Genomic DNA, 15,680 nt, shown 5'->3' with positions numbered 1-15,680 from the left:
GTGCAGGCTGAGTGCCTGTGCTTTTTTTGATTTTATGCATTGCAGGTACCAAACTGAAAATTTTGCCTGGCTTTTTTGCGACTATTCTATAAAATTCAATTAAATGTCTATACTTTTAGTTTAAAAGAATAGACATTATATTGATATGATATATAATAAAAATGTAAGCGTTTCATGAAAACGAAGGGAATTTCGGTATAGAGGGTTTTACTTACAACCTGTTGAATCTTTCGAAAATGGAGAGGGGAATACAATATGGAGAAAACGAATATTATTCCAAAGAACTTCCTGTGGGGAGGAGCTGTCACTTCATTTCAGACGGAAGGTGCATGGAATGAAGGCGGAAAAGGGCCATCGATCGTTGATGCCCGCCCGGTGAAGGAAGGACAGTCGGACTGGAAAACAGCGGTGGATTTTTACCACCGATATAAGGAGGATATCGCTTTATTCAAAGAGATGGGATTCAATGCATACCGTACAAGCATTTCATGGTCCCGCATTTTCCCGGACGGAGAAGGGGAGGCAAACGAAGAGGGGCTGCAGTTTTATGATGATTTATTTGATGAAATGCTGGCTAATGGCATTCAGCCTGTCATCACGCTGTATCATTTTGACCTGCCGCTTGCCCTGGCAGACAAATATAACGGCTTTGCTTCACGTGAGGTCGTCGATCTATTTGACCGTTATGCAAGAACTGCGTTCAAGCGCTATGGGGAAAAGGTAAAATACTGGCTGACATTCAATGAACAAAATCTGGTGCTGACGAACCCGGATTATTGGGGAGTATCCCTGGAGGGTGCCGAAAATGAGGAAGCACTTCGCTATCAGGTGACACATAATGCCTTTATCGCCCACGCGAAGGCAGTTAAATCCCTGCATGACCTGGTCCCGGGCGGGCAGATGGCAGGAATGGTTACGTATATGACCACTTATCCGCATACCTGCAAACCAGAAGATGCCATTGCGAATATCCATGCGAAGGAACTGCTTGTCGACTTCTACTTTGATGTGTTTGCGCATGGCGAATATCCTTCCTATGTCACAAGCCGCTTGAAGCGGAAAAATATCATGCCGAAATTTGAAGAAGGCGACGAGGAACTCTTAAAAGAAAATACCGTTGATTATCTAAGCATCAGCTATTATCAGAGCCAGACAACAAGTGCTGAAAAGGCAGATCCTTCTGCCCTGATTTCCGGGATCACACCTAATCCAAACCTTAAGACGAATGAGTGGGGCTGGGCCATTGATCCAATTGGTCTGAGAGTTTGCCTGAAAGATATGTATGCCCGTTACCGTCTGCCTATTTTCATAACGGAAAACGGAATTGGTGTACGTGAAGAGCTGAACGGAGATAACACAGTGGAGGATGATTACCGCATCCAATATATCGGTTCCCATATCAAGGAAATGAAGCTTGCTATGGAAGAAGGAGTAGAAGTGTTCGGCTATCTGACATGGGGTTCCACAGATTTGATCAGTTCCGGCGGGCAATTTGAAAAACGTTACGGCTTCATCTATGTGAACCGCGGGGAATCCGATCTTAGGGACTTGAAGAGATATAAGAAAAAAAGCTTCGACTGGTATAAGCAGGTGATTGAATCTAACGGAACCGAGCTTGACATGAAAAGCAGCGTTAAATAATGAAGAGGTTATTGGAGATTAGACCATCTAATCTCCTTTCATCATGCAGCAGGCAGAACATTATACAAAATTTTCTGAAAGTATATAATTAATCAAGAGGATGACATCTTTTGCATTCTATGGAAAAGGAGATTAAACCATGATCCATTTTAAATTAAAGCCATTCCCACAACATTTTTTGTGGGGAGCAGCTTCTGCAGCTTATCAGGTTGAGGGGGCTTGGGATAAAGATGGCAAGGGCGTCTCGAATTGGGATGAATTTGTCAGGATCCCCGGCAAGACTTTCAAAGGCACCACAGGCGATATAGCTGTGGACCACTATCACCGATATAAGGAAGACGTCCGGCTCATGGCTGAAATGGGGATGAAGGCATATCGTTTTTCTGTTGCCTGGACCCGCATATTCCCTAAAGGAAAAGGCGAGCTGAACCAAAAAGGCATAGAATTCTACAGCCATTTGATTGACGAACTGAAGGCAAATGACATCGAGCCGATCCTGACGCTGTATCACTGGGATCTGCCTCAGGCCCTGCAGGATGAATACGGCGGCTGGGAATCGAGGAAGATTGTTGAGGATTTCACCAGCTACAGTGTGGAATTATTCAAGCAATTCGGGGATCGTATCAAATATTGGGTCAGTTTGAATGAACAGAATATATTCACCATGCTGGGGTACCGGATGGCTGCCCACCCGCCCGGGGTTAAGGATGATAAACTGTTTTACCAGGTGAATCATCATGCCAATCTGGCAAATGCAAGTGTCATCAAAGCGTTCAGGAAGCATGTGCCGCAAGGGAAAATAGGTCCGAGCTTTGCCTATTCACCCGCCTATGCGCTCACTTCCGAGCCGCAGGATATCCTGGCCGCAGAAAATGCTGAAGAACTGAACAGCCACTGGTGGATGGATATTTATGCCTGGGGCAGATATCCGCAGGCTGCCTGGTCCTATCTTGAAATGAATGGCCTCGCTCCCGAAATCCAGGATGGCGACTTTGCACTCCTGAAAGAGGGGAAGCCGGATTTCATGGGGTTGAATTATTACCAATCAACCACCTTTGAAAAAAATCCCCTGGAAGGCGGAGTCGGTGCCGGTGAAATGAATACCACCGGTAAAAAAGGGACCTCCAGTGAGAGCGGGATTCCCGGTGTGTTTAAAACGGTATCCAATCCGAATCTGCAAAAGACCAACTGGGATTGGAACATTGATCCGGATGGCCTGAGAATCGCGCTGCGGAGAATTACAGACCGCTATGCCCTCCCGATCCTTATCAGCGAAAATGGCCTCGGGGAATATGACAAGGTCGAAGAAAACGGCGAAATTCATGATGATTACAGAATTGAGTTTATCAGGTCCCATATCAAGGCCATGCATGCAGCTGTATCTGACGGGGTGGAGCTCATGGGATATTGTGTCTGGTCCTTTACAGATCTCCTCAGCTGGCTCAATGGATTCCAAAAGCGATATGGATTTGTATATGTGAATCAGCATGAAGAAGGAGACCATGACCTCCGCCGGATCAAGAAGAAAAGCTACTATTGGTATAAGCAGGTCATCGAATCGAATGGGGAGTCCCTATAAGGTTGAAGATTTTACAGGTTAGGACTGATGCATGATGAAAAACCGCCCGATTTCCATACTTTTAGAACGAGTCGTTTTTGTATGGAAAATTCCTTCTTTCCCAGTCCTTTTTTTACTTAACACGATATTTGGCCTGGCGATGTCTTTCTTTTTACCCTTCTCTTCCATATTCGGAATCGATGAGGCAGGCATGAGCAATGGAGCATTCGGTATCTTCATGACCATCACGGCAATCGGAGGCGTGCTCATCAGCAGCTTCATTGCCAAAAAGTCAGACACGAACCTAAGCAGGAAAAAGATCTTAATTCTATCAGCGGCAGCCGGGATCCTCGGTTATATTTTATACGCCTATTTAAGGAATTATTGGGCATTGACCCTGGCAGGCTTTTTTGTGCTTGGAACTTCAAGTGCAGCCGTGCCGCAGCTATGGGCCTATGCGCGCGACGTGCTGCGAAAGAACGATATCAGACAGGAAGATACACCGCTTGTCATGAACATATTCCGTATGTTCTTTGCATTAGCCTGGACAGTCGGTCCTGCTTTCGGAGCCTGGCTCCTGCATATTTCAGGATTTCAGGGGCTGTTTCTGTCTGTTGCCGGCGGCTACGTCCTGGCACTGGCGGCCATCATTTTTTTGCTGAAGGATATCGACAGCACTGGCAAGGTGGAACAGGGACCGCTCGAAGTGAAAAAATTCCTTGTAAAGCCGCATATTTTCGGCAATCTGGCAGCCGCTTTCCTGCTGTCGACAGCCTTTTCCATTCACATGCTGAATGTGCCCCAGTTTGTCACAAAGGTGTTGGACGGCACGGAAATGCAGGTTGGGATCATATTCAGCGTGGCTCCAATATTTGAAGTGCCCATGATGATCATTGTAGGGATGCTTGCCACGAAGATGGATGTGGCCATTTTAATCAGAATCGGCTTTACCCTGGCGTTTGTCTATTTTTTCTTATTTGCCTTTGTAACCGAGCCGTGGCATATTTATCCGCTTCAAATCATCAGTGCGGCTCAGGTTTCAATCACCGCCGGCATAGCCATCTCCTATTTCCAGGATTTCATGCCGGAGGCGCCCGGTACAGCTACGACTCTGTACATGAATACGACCCAGATTGGTTCAACTGCCGGATATCTTCTTTTTGGGTTCATCTCAGAGGTCATCAGTTATGGCCAGCTTATCATCATCTATACCATCCTTGCGGCAGCCGGTGTCCTCTTCCTGTTCCTATTCGGCAGGCAGAAGGTACTGGACGCAGGGCGTAACCTGCCGATGTAAGGCAGACTAAATAAAGAAAGAAGGTATAAGCAATGGAATATGGGGCGGAAAACACGCGCTATGAGACAATGAAATACAACCGTACAGGAAAATCAGGACTAAAGCTCCCGGCTATTTCTCTAGGACTCTGGCATAATTTCGGCGGGGTAGATTCCTATGAAAATGGACGTGCCATGCTCCGGAAGGCATTCGACCTCGGAATCACCCATTTTGATCTGGCCAATAACTATGGACCGCCTGCCGGTTCAGCTGAAGAAATGTTTGGGAAGATGCTGAAAACAGATTTCTCCGCCTACCGGGATGAAATGATCATTTCATCCAAGGCCGGCTACTATATGTGGCCGGGTCCTTATGGGGAGTGGGGATCCAAGAAATACCTGACCGCAAGCCTGGATCAGAGCCTGAAACGGATGGGCCTTGATTATGTAGATATCTTTTACTCACACCGCCCTGATCCCGATACACCGATGGAAGAGACCATGGCAGCCCTCGACTCAATCGTCCGCCAGGGAAAAGCTTTATACATCGGCATATCGAGCTATACGGCTGAGCAGACAGAGGAAGCCGTCAAGATCTTGAACTCATTAGGTACACCGCTTTTGATTCATCAGCCGATCTACTCCATGCTGAACAGATGGATCGAAGACGGCCTGCAGGATGTGCTGGAGGAAAATGGGGTCGGATCCATTGCCTTCTGTCCTCTCGAGCAGGGATTATTGACCCCGAAATATCTCTCCGGAATCCCGGAAGACTCCAGAGCGGCTAAATCCACGGGAGCTCTTTCCGAAGAAAGAGTCACCCAGGAAGTCATCGGCCGGGTGCGAAAGCTTGGTGATCTGGCGGCGGAGCGAGGGCAAAGCCTGCCCCAAATGGCGCTCGCCTGGGTCCTCAGGGGCGGCCGGGTAACATCTGCACTTATTGGTGCCAGCAAAGTCAGCCAGATTGAAGATAATGTCGGAGCCTTGAATAACCTTGATTTTACCGATGAAGAATTGAAGATGATAGATGACATCTTGAAATAAATTGATTGGACCGGCCGGGCAGATTGCTTTACCCCGCTGGTTTTTTTATGATTTTTTTAAGAGCCGGTTACATATACTTTAGAAATTGCCCGACATTTCACTGCTGATCTAGCTGTTTGCATCCAGCCTAAAGGAGGCCGGCTCCATTGAAATTCACCCTTCTCCTTCATCGCAAATCGTTCATCGAAGTCTACTTCGCCGTCCAGGAACCAGGCACCATCACATGCGGCACCAAACTCTGGAAAGGAAAAAAACTGGCCGTCAGTATCGGCGAAGACAAAGAAACCGTCCTCAACAAAAGTTTGAATCGGCTGTTCAGGGAGGAAGAGATTAAGGAATGAATGAGTGATTGATTGATGTCATCGGATGGCTGCCGGGTGGGGCGGCTTTTTTCATTTGTGGTAATGAGGGCAAGGTGTTGAGGGAGGGTCTTGGGGACTTTATTGACGAAATGTGCTGGGATCATGTGAAAAATGATGGTAATGGTACACTTAGAACCAAAAAGGGCTCGGGCGAAGGGAGAAATGGTGGTAAAGGAACAATTAGAACCAAAATGGGCTCGGATGAAGGGAGAAATGGTTGTAAAGGAACACTTAGAACCAAAAAGGGCTCGGATATAGGGAGAAATGGTTGTAAAGGAACACTTAGAACCAAAAAGGGCATGGATATAGGGAGAAATGGTTGTAAAGGAACAATTAGAACCCAAAAGGGCTGGGATATAGGGAGAAATGGTTGTAAAGGAACAATTAGAACCCAAAAGGGCTCGGATGAAGGGAGAAATGGTTGTAAAGGAACACTTAGAACCAGAACGGGCTGGGATATAGGGAGAAATGGTTGTAAAGGAACAATTAGAACCAAAAAGGGCTCGGATATAGGGAGAAATGGTTATAAAGGAACAATTAGAACCCAAAAGGGCTAGGATGAAGGGAGAAATGGTTGTAAAGGAACAATTAGAACCAAAAAGGGCTCGGATGAAGGGAGAAATGGTTGTAAAGGAACACTTAGAACCAAAAAGAACTGGGATATAGGGAGAAATGGTTATAAAGGAACAATTTGAACCAAAAAGAACTGGGATATAGGGAGAAATGGTTATAAAGGAACAATTTGAACCAAAAAGAACTGGGATATAGGGAGAAATGGTTGTAAAGGAACAATTAGAACCAAAATCGGCTCGGATGAAGGGAGAAATGGTTGTAAAAGAATACTTGGTATGAGAATGAGCTCGGATGCAGGGGAAAATGGCTGTGAAGAAGCTCACATCATTGTTTTTCGTAATACGTACCTCTGCCTACGCCAGTCTTCTTATAATTTAATTCTAGAATCTTTTGTATTTTCCTGATTGGCAGCTGTTCCCTACACCACTGACTAACCAGAATAGTGGTAATCCTCTTTTCCGGAAACAGAAGGATAATTTCTCTTGTCATACGCAAAACCGATTCTTCCACTGTTTCTTTATATCGGCAAGTCTCACAAATCACTTCCTTTGTATTTGAATGAGTCACGAATGATTTGCAGGCTGCACAAGGGATTCCTTTCCGGAGTTCTTCAAATTTGTAAGGGGGCAATGTTTTATGGGGATAGTCCTGAATATGCATGGCTGTTAATTGCTTGGCTAACAGTCTATGTTTTTCTTGAATCCTGGAGGGAGTATTGTTCAGGGTGCCAAAAAACCGGTTAATGCTTGTGGGGAGGACGATTGGTTTGTTCGTGGGAGCTTGAAACAGGGTGAATTCTGGATGGGTGAAGATGACGGATGAGGATATGGGGGTGGTGCAGCCCAGCTTTTGCAGCAGCTGCCGCAGGAGGGTTTCAGTTCTGTTTAGTTGATGAAGAGGATTTGCGACTTCATAGCGGGGATTTTTGTATAGCTTTCCTGCTTCGTAATAATAATCTCCCTCATAATTTTTGACTTCCAGAAGGTAGATGCTCCCTGAAGCGATGATTAAAGAGTCAATTTGAAAGAAAGTGCCGGTATACATGAGCCTCAGGTCATTTAGCACAAGACATTCCATGGACAGCTTTTCTAACAGGGAATCAAGATACATTTCTCCTTCATGTCCTTTTTGCAGATAAAGTATCTGCTGCATATCCTCCTGGGATAATTCTCTACGGGAAAAAAGAGATTTTAATATGGATAGTTCAGGCGGCTCTGTCCGCGATTTATAGATCATGGTCCACATCCTTATTTTTAATAGGTCAAATTAACTAGTAATCTATAGAAAATAAATTAGCAAAAAATACTTATTAACCCATTAATATTGAAATATGTAATATAATGTAGAGAAGTGATTACTAGGAGGATGGTTATGGGATGTGAGGTGTGCCTCCCCACGCTGCGGGGCTATACGATTTATTTTGCAGGGGAAGAACGGGCAGATTTGCTGAATGGCTATTTCGATAAATTTGAAGAAAATAAGTGGAAGCATGTGAATGAGAGAATGGTGTGGGCTGAGGAAAGTGTATTTTATGATTTGATGGATTATCTTGAGGCCCATTATGAATCGGATCAGATTTTTGCAGTGTTGTCGAAGACAAAAGAACCATTAGGGGAACTACATAACCTTAGAAAGCTGGAATCATTTAAAGAAGAGCGGGAAGCTGCCTGGATTGACCGTGTGATTGAAGAAAGTTCACTTTGTACATATTATCAGCCTATTGTTAAAGTAGATTCCGGCAAGCCGGAGGTCATGGGATATGAGCTTCTCTCCAGAGGTCTTGATGAAGATGGGGGTGTCATCCCGCCGTATAAATTGTTTGAAGCCGCACGTGTCAGAAACCGTGTGTTTTCTTTAGACCGAGCCTGCAGAATGACTGCTGTGAGAAATGCCCGGGCCGTCGAAGACAAATTGGTTTTCATCAATTTCATCCCGACTGCAATTTACGTTCCGGAGCACTGCCTTCAAGCTACCTTCAAGCTGATTCAGGAGATGAACATTAAGCCGGAGCAGGTGGTTTTTGAAGTGGTGGAGACGGATGAAGTAAAAGACCTGGATCATTTGAAAAGGATTTTGAACTACTACCGGTCACATGGCTTTAAATATGCGCTGGATGATGTGGGTACAGGCTTCAATCAGCTGGAACTGCTTCAGCAGATGGAGCCGGATGTCGTAAAGCTTGCTATCGAATTCACGAACGGGATTGCGGCAGATCCATTGAAACAGGATGTTGCCAGGTCTGTACTGAATCTCGCCCACGGGATGAATGCAAAGGCGCTTGCCGAGGGTGTTGAGACGGAAGAAGACCTTAATTTTCTTACGGATATGGGATATGACTTATTCCAGGGCTATTATTTTTCAAAGCCGATGGATCATCCTGTCACACTATAAATTTTATTCACTAAAAAGGGATTTCCAGCTAAAGGGAAATCCCTTTCTCTTTTTCCTAAAAAATCTATCTGTCTATCTCATTATACCAGATTAAAATTGGAAATTTTAGGCTTATATTTTCTTTATGGGCTGGTAAAGTAATATCTGAGGGGGAGATGGAATGATTCAATATACATTGGGAAATAAATCCCCGTTAAAAGGCCGAATCGGGGAGCTTTTCTGGATGCTCGAGCATGTCAGGGAGTCCATGCTGCAGGAGCTGAGCGGCCTTCAGCCGGAAGAGCTTGACTATGCACCAGAATCTGGCGGAAATAGTATCGGTTCACTGCTTTTCCACATTGCGGCCATAGAGAAAGTGCATCAGCACATCTCATTCGAGGGCAGAGATATGAATGAAGGGGAATTGAAGCGGTGGCAGCATGGACTTTATTTAAGCGATAAGAGCAGGGAAGAAGTGAAAAATAACCCTTTGTCTTATTATACTGAACAGCTGCGGGAAGTAAGGGAAGGGACGCTGGCTGGATTTTGTGAGAGAGATGATGCCTGGCTTTATGAAGAGAAGTCTTGGTCAAATGGCATTCCCTATAACCATTATTACCTATGGTTTCATGTGCTGGAGGACGAAATCAGCCACCGGGGGCAGATAAGGATGCTGATCCGCATGCTCCGTTCAAATGAAAGGGGTGCTGCTGCTTGCGGTATTCAGATCGATTAATCCGGGTTATCAGAATTGCGGAGCGTGAAGCGAATTCAAGGGAATCAGCAGTGGACAGCATACATATTTGGCTTGGGCTGCTGCTCGAAAATTCAGGCCCGCTCGCAGAAGTGAATCAACAATACAGTGATCTTCTCCCATTTATGCTTATACAAGCTGAGAAGCAGCCGCCTGGGAGGGGAGAGAGTAACATCAGGCCTTTTATGGAGAAGGTGACACATGAAATCAGTATACTGATGGGCAGGGCACTGGATGAGATGAAGAGGTATAACCAGGTTGTCATGAATGAAGGACATGTGATCAGGGGACTGTGCGGACTGACGCATAGTCTCTCTGAAAAGAAAAAGGAGGAAATTCTCAAAATTGCAGCAATGCCAAGGGATATGTTTGTTCACCTTGAGAACTATCAGTTTCCTGACAATTTTCTTTATAAAGGGGAAATCAGGCGTGCCCAAACTGAAGATCTGGATGAGGTGATGGCATTTATCAGGGAGGAGTTTGGCGAGCGCTGGGTAAGTACTGCGATTGAAGGCTTTCACCATGAAGAAATACCAATCCGCCTGTCCTATTCAGGCGGCATTCTTACTGGGTTTGCCTGCTATGATATTACCGGGAAAGGTGTCTTCGGGCCGATGGGCACTTCCATTAAATTTAGACAGCAGGGTACAGGTTCAGCGCTTCTTCATCACTGCTTAAAGGATATGAAGAGAAGGGGCTGTGATTCTATAAAAATTCAGCAGGCAGGCCCCATTGAATTTTATGAAAAAGCCTGTGGCGCGCGATTAAGTAAATCTACGTTTTCCTAAATACATGAAATCAACCGCAATACAAAAAAAGGACGACGGAAATGGCCGATTCAGCCTTTCCATCACCCTCGCCTGCGCTCCTGGAATTTAGGACGTTTAGCCAGCGCATATATGGATATTCCAAAGCCAATTCCCAATACGGCGGGAATCGTCCAAATTAAGTCTGCAGCATTCAATGGCAGCCCTCCTTTTGTCATAATCTGGTTGATAGTTACCTATTACCCCCATTTATCTGTCATAAACGAATTATATGCAAAAAGCCGGCTCTTAAGACTCCGGCTTTTCTCAAGTATTAATTCTGCTCCATTTTACGATGTATTCGGTAGGAATATAGGATGGGAAGAAGGGCAATAAGCAGAATAACAGGCAGTACTAAGAATTCAATGGAGTCTGGCAAAAGGGTTGAAAGCATTAACAGCAGTCCACCGGCAATAAAGACCCGCCCGCCAAAGCGGTGCGTCCTTTTCCAGACATCCTCATTGTTCAATGTCCAGGGTGTCTTTATGCCGACGAAATAATTGGGCTTGAACTGCGGCATATAATTCCCTATTACCAAAAGGAGGAGGCCGACGGAAAGGGGTACCAGGTTATCCATATCAAAATCAAAGCCCAGGCCGGCCCCGATTGTCAGCATATTGATGAAAAAGAATAAGATAAGAATGGCTATATTCGTGTTTTTATAGCCTTTAGAGAACAATTGATAATTCTTCCTCTTTGGATCCACCCGCGGAATAAATTGCAGGATAAGGTAAATGATGATCAGCATGCCGATTGATGTCAGCATCGCACTAAGCTTGCTTGAATAGCCGTCCACTTCTCCGCTGGAATTCCAGTGAGTGGGAATCTCCGCCGGAAGGTCCGGATATGCGGAGAGCCAGACAATAATGACTGCTGCTACGATGAGCAGCGGCAAAAAATGCTTTTTCATAAAATAGTTCCCCCAATACTAATTTTCTTTGGTTTCAGTGAAACCGAGGGCCCATCCAATCAGGTCCTGAAATACTGTTGTGTTCAATGAGTACAGAACATACTGCCCTTTTTTCTCATCCTGCACGAGCCCTGCATGCTTCAGGATTTTCAGATGCTGTGAAATGCTTGGCTTGCTCATGTTAAAGTGATCCGAAATTTCGCCTGCAGCCAGATCTTTTTCTTTAAGCAAATCAAGTATCTTTCTTCTTGTTGGATCGGATAGCGCTTTGAAAGCTTCATTCATTTTTAACACCCTATTTAGTTATTTAAGTATTTAACTAAATAATACAACAAAATCCATTCTTTGTAAACCCTCTGCAAATAAAGTACAAGTAACGGTGTATGAACGAGTTTACGATTTTCCACAACTGGCAATAAACAAGTATGAGAGAGGAGAGGGTAAGTATGACACAGGACGTACTAGGGGTTTTTGACAGCACCAAGGAGGCAAAGGAAGAAATTCGAAGGCTTCAGGAAAGGGGATATGAGGAGTATTTATTCACGTTCATTGCGAAGAACCAGGATGTTCTTGATTTCGAAGGCGAGGAGCAATTTGACTATACGGTGATAACCACCCAGGAGAAGGAAGATGAATCCTTTTTTGATAGAGCGATGAGGTTCTTTATGGATGTCGATGATCATCTTGACGAGCATCTTGAAAACAACGGGGTGCCGGAAGATCATACACCGAAATATATGGATGAAATTGAAAAGGGAAGAATTGTAGTCATGATCCGGAACGATGAAAAAAAATAAAGGTTAAAATGGGCTTCCTGGATAGGAAGCCATTTATTTTTTCGGGACTTAAAAAAGGGAAGGAACTCTTGCTCCTGAAATAGAAAATAAGTAAAAATGAACATTATTTTTAAGTTCAGGAGGAGGAGCGGGATGAGGGCTGCGGTTTGTCTGGTCACATTGTTGCTGATGGGAGGGGTGAATTTTGGAGTCACCCTGATGGGGTTTACTTTTTTGGACGCTTCATTCTTTATTGGTCTGGCTTTTGCTGTACTCATATATTTTTTTACTTCAACAGGAGGGTTTACTTCAAATAATGCGAGGCTGAGTGTCCAGGGGCTGACAGGGCTGAAGGTGGAGGAAGAAAAAACAGGCTTTTCCCCGTCATACGCTTTTTATACCGCCGTCTTATATACCGTGGTTTCTTTGATTGCTTCTTTCATCTACTATAAAGATTATTTCATATAACAAACATGAGTCTTCAGCCTCTGCATGGAAAGGAACCTGGACAGGAGCAGGACCAAACAATAAGGCGGTGGAGCGGAATAAGGCGAAATAGGTTTACCGGCAAGATAAATGATAGTACATCAAGCTGCAGGAAGCCTTTGTAATCTCCGCCCCTTTTCCACAGAAAAAGAACCGGCCGCACCTGTAATGAATTCAGGAAGCGAGCCGGTTTTTTTTTATCATTTGTAAACGGTGATGAGCTTCTCTCCGCGTTTGTGGACTTTTCCTACGACAGCAGAATCCATGATGCCTGCTTGATGCAGGTCTTCCACGTACTGGGCCGCTTCCTTCTCATCCATGCTGACAAGGAGGCCGCCAGAGGTGATGGAGTCACAAAGAATCAGCTGTTCAGCTTCGTTTAATGAATCAGAATAGGCAATATCATCGGCAAGCCATTTGAAATTGGAACGTGTTCCTCCAGGTACGACGCCGGCAGCGGCCAGGCTGTAGGTCCCTTTTAAAAGAGGAACACTGCGGTAAAAGATATCAAAGCTCACATTGCTTGAGCGTGCGATTTCGCTTGCATGTCCCAAAAGGCCGAAACCTGTTACATCCGTTACGGCGTGTGGCTGGTAGGCAGTCAGCTTTTCAGCTGCTGTCTTATTCAATTGGGCCATGACAGCCGTAACCTCGGCAGCCTGTTCGTCGGTAACAGCATCTCTTTTGATGCCTGTTGTCATGATCCCGACTCCGAGGGGCTTGGTCAATACAAGTGCATCACCTGGCTGGGCGCCGACATTTTTCCATATTTTATCCGGATGGATAAGACCTGTGACGGACAGGCCGAATTTCGGCTCCTGATCATCTATGGAATGTCCGCCGATCGTCACAGCCCCAGCTTCCTGAACCTTATCCGATGCCCCGCGCAGGATGTCTGCAAGGATCTCGGTGCCTAGCTTCTTGATCGGATAGCCGACAATGTTCAGGACCGTCTTCGGCTCGCCTCCCATTGCATACACATCGCTTAAGGAATTGGCGGCCGCGATCTGGCCGAACATATAAGGATCATCAACGACAGGTGTGAAGTAATCGACCGTCTGGATTAATGCCAGCTCGTCTGTTAATTTATAAACTCCTGCATCATCGGAAGTTTCGTTCCCGACAAGCACTTCTGGCATACTTTCCTGCTTTGGCAAAAGACGCAAAACTTGCGCCAGGTCCTCTGGACCAATTTTACAGCCTCAGCCAGCTTTGGTGGAAAGGGCTGTAAGCCTTAATTTTTCATGCTCTGACATCCGCCTGCACCTCCCATTTAACTATTACTTATAGATTGTACTATGAACGGTGGAAATCACCAAAAATATATGCTTGAAGGAACACCGGGCTGTTCCGGGATATTCATGATCAGGATTTTTTCTTTGTCAACTCCCCGAAAAATTGGGTATGATAATAAAACAGAAATGAATGAAATGGAGGTGTGCAGGGATGGCATTTGAAGTAAAAGTAGAATTTTGCATGATGTGAAATTACTCACCTAAAGCTGCGAGTTTCGCAGAAGACCTTTTCAGCCACTTTCGGGGAAATGTGGTAAAGCTTGAATTAGTGCCGGCATCCGGCGGCATTTTTGAAGTGACCGTAAATGATCAGCTGCTATATTCCAAAAAGGAAACCGGACGTTTCCCTAAATCAGTGGATATCATTCAGCAGATGGAAGCATTGAAGCAATAAGAAGAAGCAGAGCAGCTGTGAACTGCACCCCAATTGTTAGACATGATCTAATAATTGGAGGTGCAGTTTTTATTTATGACTAAATATACAAGTGATGTAAAAATAAATATCATTCAAGGCTATAACCAGAAAATAATATCTCAAAGCGAATATGCAAAACAAATGGGTGTTCCCAGAGCCCAATTTCAATATTGGTTGAAATTATATGAATTACATGGGGAAGATGGGCTGAAAAACTCCTATACAAACGGTCCTGCTAGTTTTAAACTTGATGTACTAAACTACATGGTTCAAACTGGTGCGACATTTATGGAGACTGCAGCCCTCTTTAAAATCTCTAGTTATACAATGGTGTATGATTGGCAGAGAAAGATGGAGGCCGGTGGTCTAGAAGCCCTTGAACCGATTCAAAAGGGGCGTCCATCTATGAAAGGTAAGTCTAATAAACAACCTAAACAATTACCAGTTGAAGGATCTGTAGAGGCACTCGAATTGCGCATTAAACAACTAGAAATGGAAAATGAGTATTTAAAAAAGTTGAATGCCTTAGTTCAAAACAAGGAAAAATCACCAAAAAAGACAAAGCGCAAGTAGTCTATGAATTAAGGCATGAATACCCGGTGAAAGAACTCGTCAAGCTCGCTGATATTCCACGCAGCACCTATTATGACTTAGTGAAGAAAATGAATCGGCCAGATCCAGATCGCGACTTGAAAGCTGAAATCAAGGCTATTTATGGGGAACATGACGGCCGTTATGGTTACCGTCGAATACGTGATGAATTAGCGAACCGTGGACAAAAGGTAAACCATAAAAAGGTCCAGCGTATTATGAAAGAACTTGGGATAAAATGTTTGGTTCGGATGAAAAAATATAAATCGTATAAGGGAACGGTAGGAAAAATCGCACCAAATCATTTAGATCGTCAATTTAAAGCGGATTCCCCAAACCAGAAGTGGGTCACGGATATTACAGAGTTTAAGTTGTTTGGTAAGAAGCTTTATTTATCGCCTGTATTGGATTTATTTAACGGGGAAGTCATTACATATACGATCGGCTCTAGACCCACCTACTCCCTTGTTTCGGAGATGCTAGGGAAAGCTCTAGAACGCTTGCCGGAAGATCATAAACTAATGATGCATTCGGATCAAGGCTGGCATTATCAGATGAAACCATATCGTCATGCCCTCCAGGAAAGAGGAATTAAGCAAAGCATGTCCCGTAAGGGAAACTGTTATGATAATTCAGTTATGGAGAATTTCTTTGGAATCATGAAATCAGAATTTCTTTACTTTAAGGAATTTAAAAGTATAGAGCATTTTAAAAAAGAACTACAAAAATACATACAGTATTATAATACGAAACGGATGAAGGCAAAATTCAAAATGAGTCCGGTACAATACCGGACTCATTTTGAGCAAGCTGCCTGATGTAAT

17 protein-coding genes are annotated in these 15,680 nt (G+C 44.5%); 13 read left to right on the top strand and 4 right to left on the bottom strand.

All coding sequences use genetic code 11. From position 1 onward, the window contains the following. Positions 1 to 255: 255 nt before the first annotated feature. The 6 genes from V1498_RS11515 (at position 256) to V1498_RS11490 (ending at position 6,437) form a co-directional block, all read left to right on the top strand. Positions 256 to 1,641, top strand: a complete 1,386-nt coding sequence (locus V1498_RS11515) for a glycoside hydrolase family 1 protein (protein WP_409293771.1) — start codon at positions 256 to 258, stop codon at positions 1,639 to 1,641. 139 nt (positions 1,642 to 1,780) lie between these two features. Beyond that, complete coding sequence (locus tag V1498_RS11510) at positions 1,781 to 3,220, top strand: glycoside hydrolase family 1 protein (RefSeq protein WP_409293769.1); 1,440 nt, start codon at positions 1,781 to 1,783, stop codon at positions 3,218 to 3,220. A gap of 31 nt (positions 3,221 to 3,251) precedes the next feature. Then, positions 3,252 to 4,496 (top strand): sugar efflux transporter, encoded by a 1,245-nt coding sequence (locus V1498_RS11505; protein ID WP_409293767.1) that lies wholly within the window; start codon positions 3,252 to 3,254, stop codon positions 4,494 to 4,496. A gap of 32 nt (positions 4,497 to 4,528) precedes the next feature. Further along, a complete protein-coding gene (gene mgrA / locus V1498_RS11500; protein WP_409293765.1) occupies positions 4,529 to 5,518 on the top strand; it encodes an L-glyceraldehyde 3-phosphate reductase in 990 nt (329 codons plus the stop codon). A gap of 146 nt (positions 5,519 to 5,664) precedes the next feature. Further along, a complete protein-coding gene (locus V1498_RS11495) occupies positions 5,665 to 5,859 on the top strand; it encodes a hypothetical protein (protein ID WP_409293764.1) in 195 nt (64 codons plus the stop codon). 8 nt (positions 5,860 to 5,867) lie between these two features. Beyond that, on the top strand, positions 5,868 to 6,437 hold the full coding sequence (locus V1498_RS11490; RefSeq protein WP_409293762.1) for a hypothetical protein: 570 nt from the start codon (positions 5,868 to 5,870) through the stop codon (positions 6,435 to 6,437). A gap of 340 nt (positions 6,438 to 6,777) precedes the next feature. On the opposite strand, the gene V1498_RS11485 is transcribed toward V1498_RS11490, so the two are convergent. Next, a complete protein-coding gene (locus tag V1498_RS11485; RefSeq protein ID WP_409293760.1) occupies positions 6,778 to 7,689 on the bottom strand; it encodes a nuclease-related domain-containing protein in 912 nt (303 codons plus the stop codon). 135 nt (positions 7,690 to 7,824) lie between these two features. On the opposite strand from V1498_RS11485, the gene V1498_RS11480 reads away from it, so the two are divergent. The 3 genes from V1498_RS11480 (at position 7,825) to V1498_RS11470 (ending at position 10,365) form a co-directional block, all read left to right on the top strand. Beyond that, on the top strand, positions 7,825 to 8,844 hold the full coding sequence (locus V1498_RS11480) for an EAL domain-containing protein (protein WP_409293759.1): 1,020 nt from the start codon (positions 7,825 to 7,827) through the stop codon (positions 8,842 to 8,844). 160 nt (positions 8,845 to 9,004) lie between these two features. Next, entirely contained in the window at positions 9,005 to 9,559 is a 555-nt protein-coding gene (locus tag V1498_RS11475; RefSeq protein ID WP_409293758.1) for a DinB family protein, read from the top strand. Beyond that, positions 9,538 to 10,365: a GNAT family N-acetyltransferase gene (locus V1498_RS11470; protein ID WP_409293756.1), complete on the top strand. Its 828-nt coding sequence runs from the start codon at positions 9,538 to 9,540 to the stop codon at positions 10,363 to 10,365. Before V1498_RS11475 ends, V1498_RS11470 begins: the two co-directional genes overlap by 22 nt. A gap of 292 nt (positions 10,366 to 10,657) precedes the next feature. Here the strand turns inward: V1498_RS11470 and V1498_RS11465 are convergent, their stop codons facing one another. Further along, positions 10,658 to 11,293 (bottom strand): SdpI family protein, encoded by a 636-nt coding sequence (locus V1498_RS11465; RefSeq protein WP_409293754.1) that lies wholly within the window; start codon positions 11,291 to 11,293, stop codon positions 10,658 to 10,660. Between the two features lie 18 nt (positions 11,294 to 11,311). Next, positions 11,312 to 11,578 (bottom strand): autorepressor SdpR family transcription factor, encoded by a 267-nt coding sequence (locus V1498_RS11460; RefSeq protein WP_409293753.1) that lies wholly within the window; start codon positions 11,576 to 11,578, stop codon positions 11,312 to 11,314. A 161-nt stretch (positions 11,579 to 11,739) separates the two neighbouring features. Here V1498_RS11460 and V1498_RS11455 point away from each other — a divergent pair, with 161 nt between their 5' ends. Both V1498_RS11455 and V1498_RS11450 read left to right on the top strand, forming a co-directional pair. Further along, positions 11,740 to 12,090 carry a general stress protein gene (locus V1498_RS11455; protein WP_409293752.1) on the top strand — a complete coding sequence of 117 codons (351 nt, stop codon included), beginning with the start codon at positions 11,740 to 11,742 and terminating at the stop codon, positions 12,088 to 12,090. Between the two features lie 132 nt (positions 12,091 to 12,222). Then, a complete protein-coding gene (locus tag V1498_RS11450) occupies positions 12,223 to 12,537 on the top strand; it encodes a hypothetical protein (protein ID WP_409293750.1) in 315 nt (104 codons plus the stop codon). A gap of 218 nt (positions 12,538 to 12,755) precedes the next feature. On the opposite strand, the gene selD is transcribed toward V1498_RS11450, so the two are convergent. Further along, a complete protein-coding gene (selD, locus tag V1498_RS11445) occupies positions 12,756 to 13,811 on the bottom strand; it encodes a selenide, water dikinase SelD (protein ID WP_409293749.1) in 1,056 nt (351 codons plus the stop codon). Between the two features lie 289 nt (positions 13,812 to 14,100). Here selD and V1498_RS11440 point away from each other — a divergent pair, with 289 nt between their 5' ends. Then, positions 14,101 to 14,244: an Rdx family protein gene (locus tag V1498_RS11440; protein WP_409293747.1), complete on the top strand. Its 144-nt coding sequence runs from the start codon at positions 14,101 to 14,103 to the stop codon at positions 14,242 to 14,244. Between the two features lie 75 nt (positions 14,245 to 14,319). Then, a protein-coding gene (locus V1498_RS11435) for an IS3 family transposase (protein WP_409293746.1) occupies positions 14,320 to 15,674 on the top strand; the annotation gives its coding sequence in 2 pieces (ribosomal slippage) (positions 14,320 to 14,773 and positions 14,773 to 15,674; 1,356 coding nt in all). Positions 15,675 to 15,680: the final 6 nt, after the last annotated feature.

The sequence above is a fragment of the Paraperibacillus marinus genome (genome assembly GCF_046237605.1).
Classification (GTDB): Bacteria; Bacillota; Bacilli; order Bacillales; family DSM-1321; genus Paraperibacillus; species Paraperibacillus marinus.
Note: the sequence above shows the minus strand (reverse complement) of the source record. Positions and strands in the feature narration are given on the sequence as shown.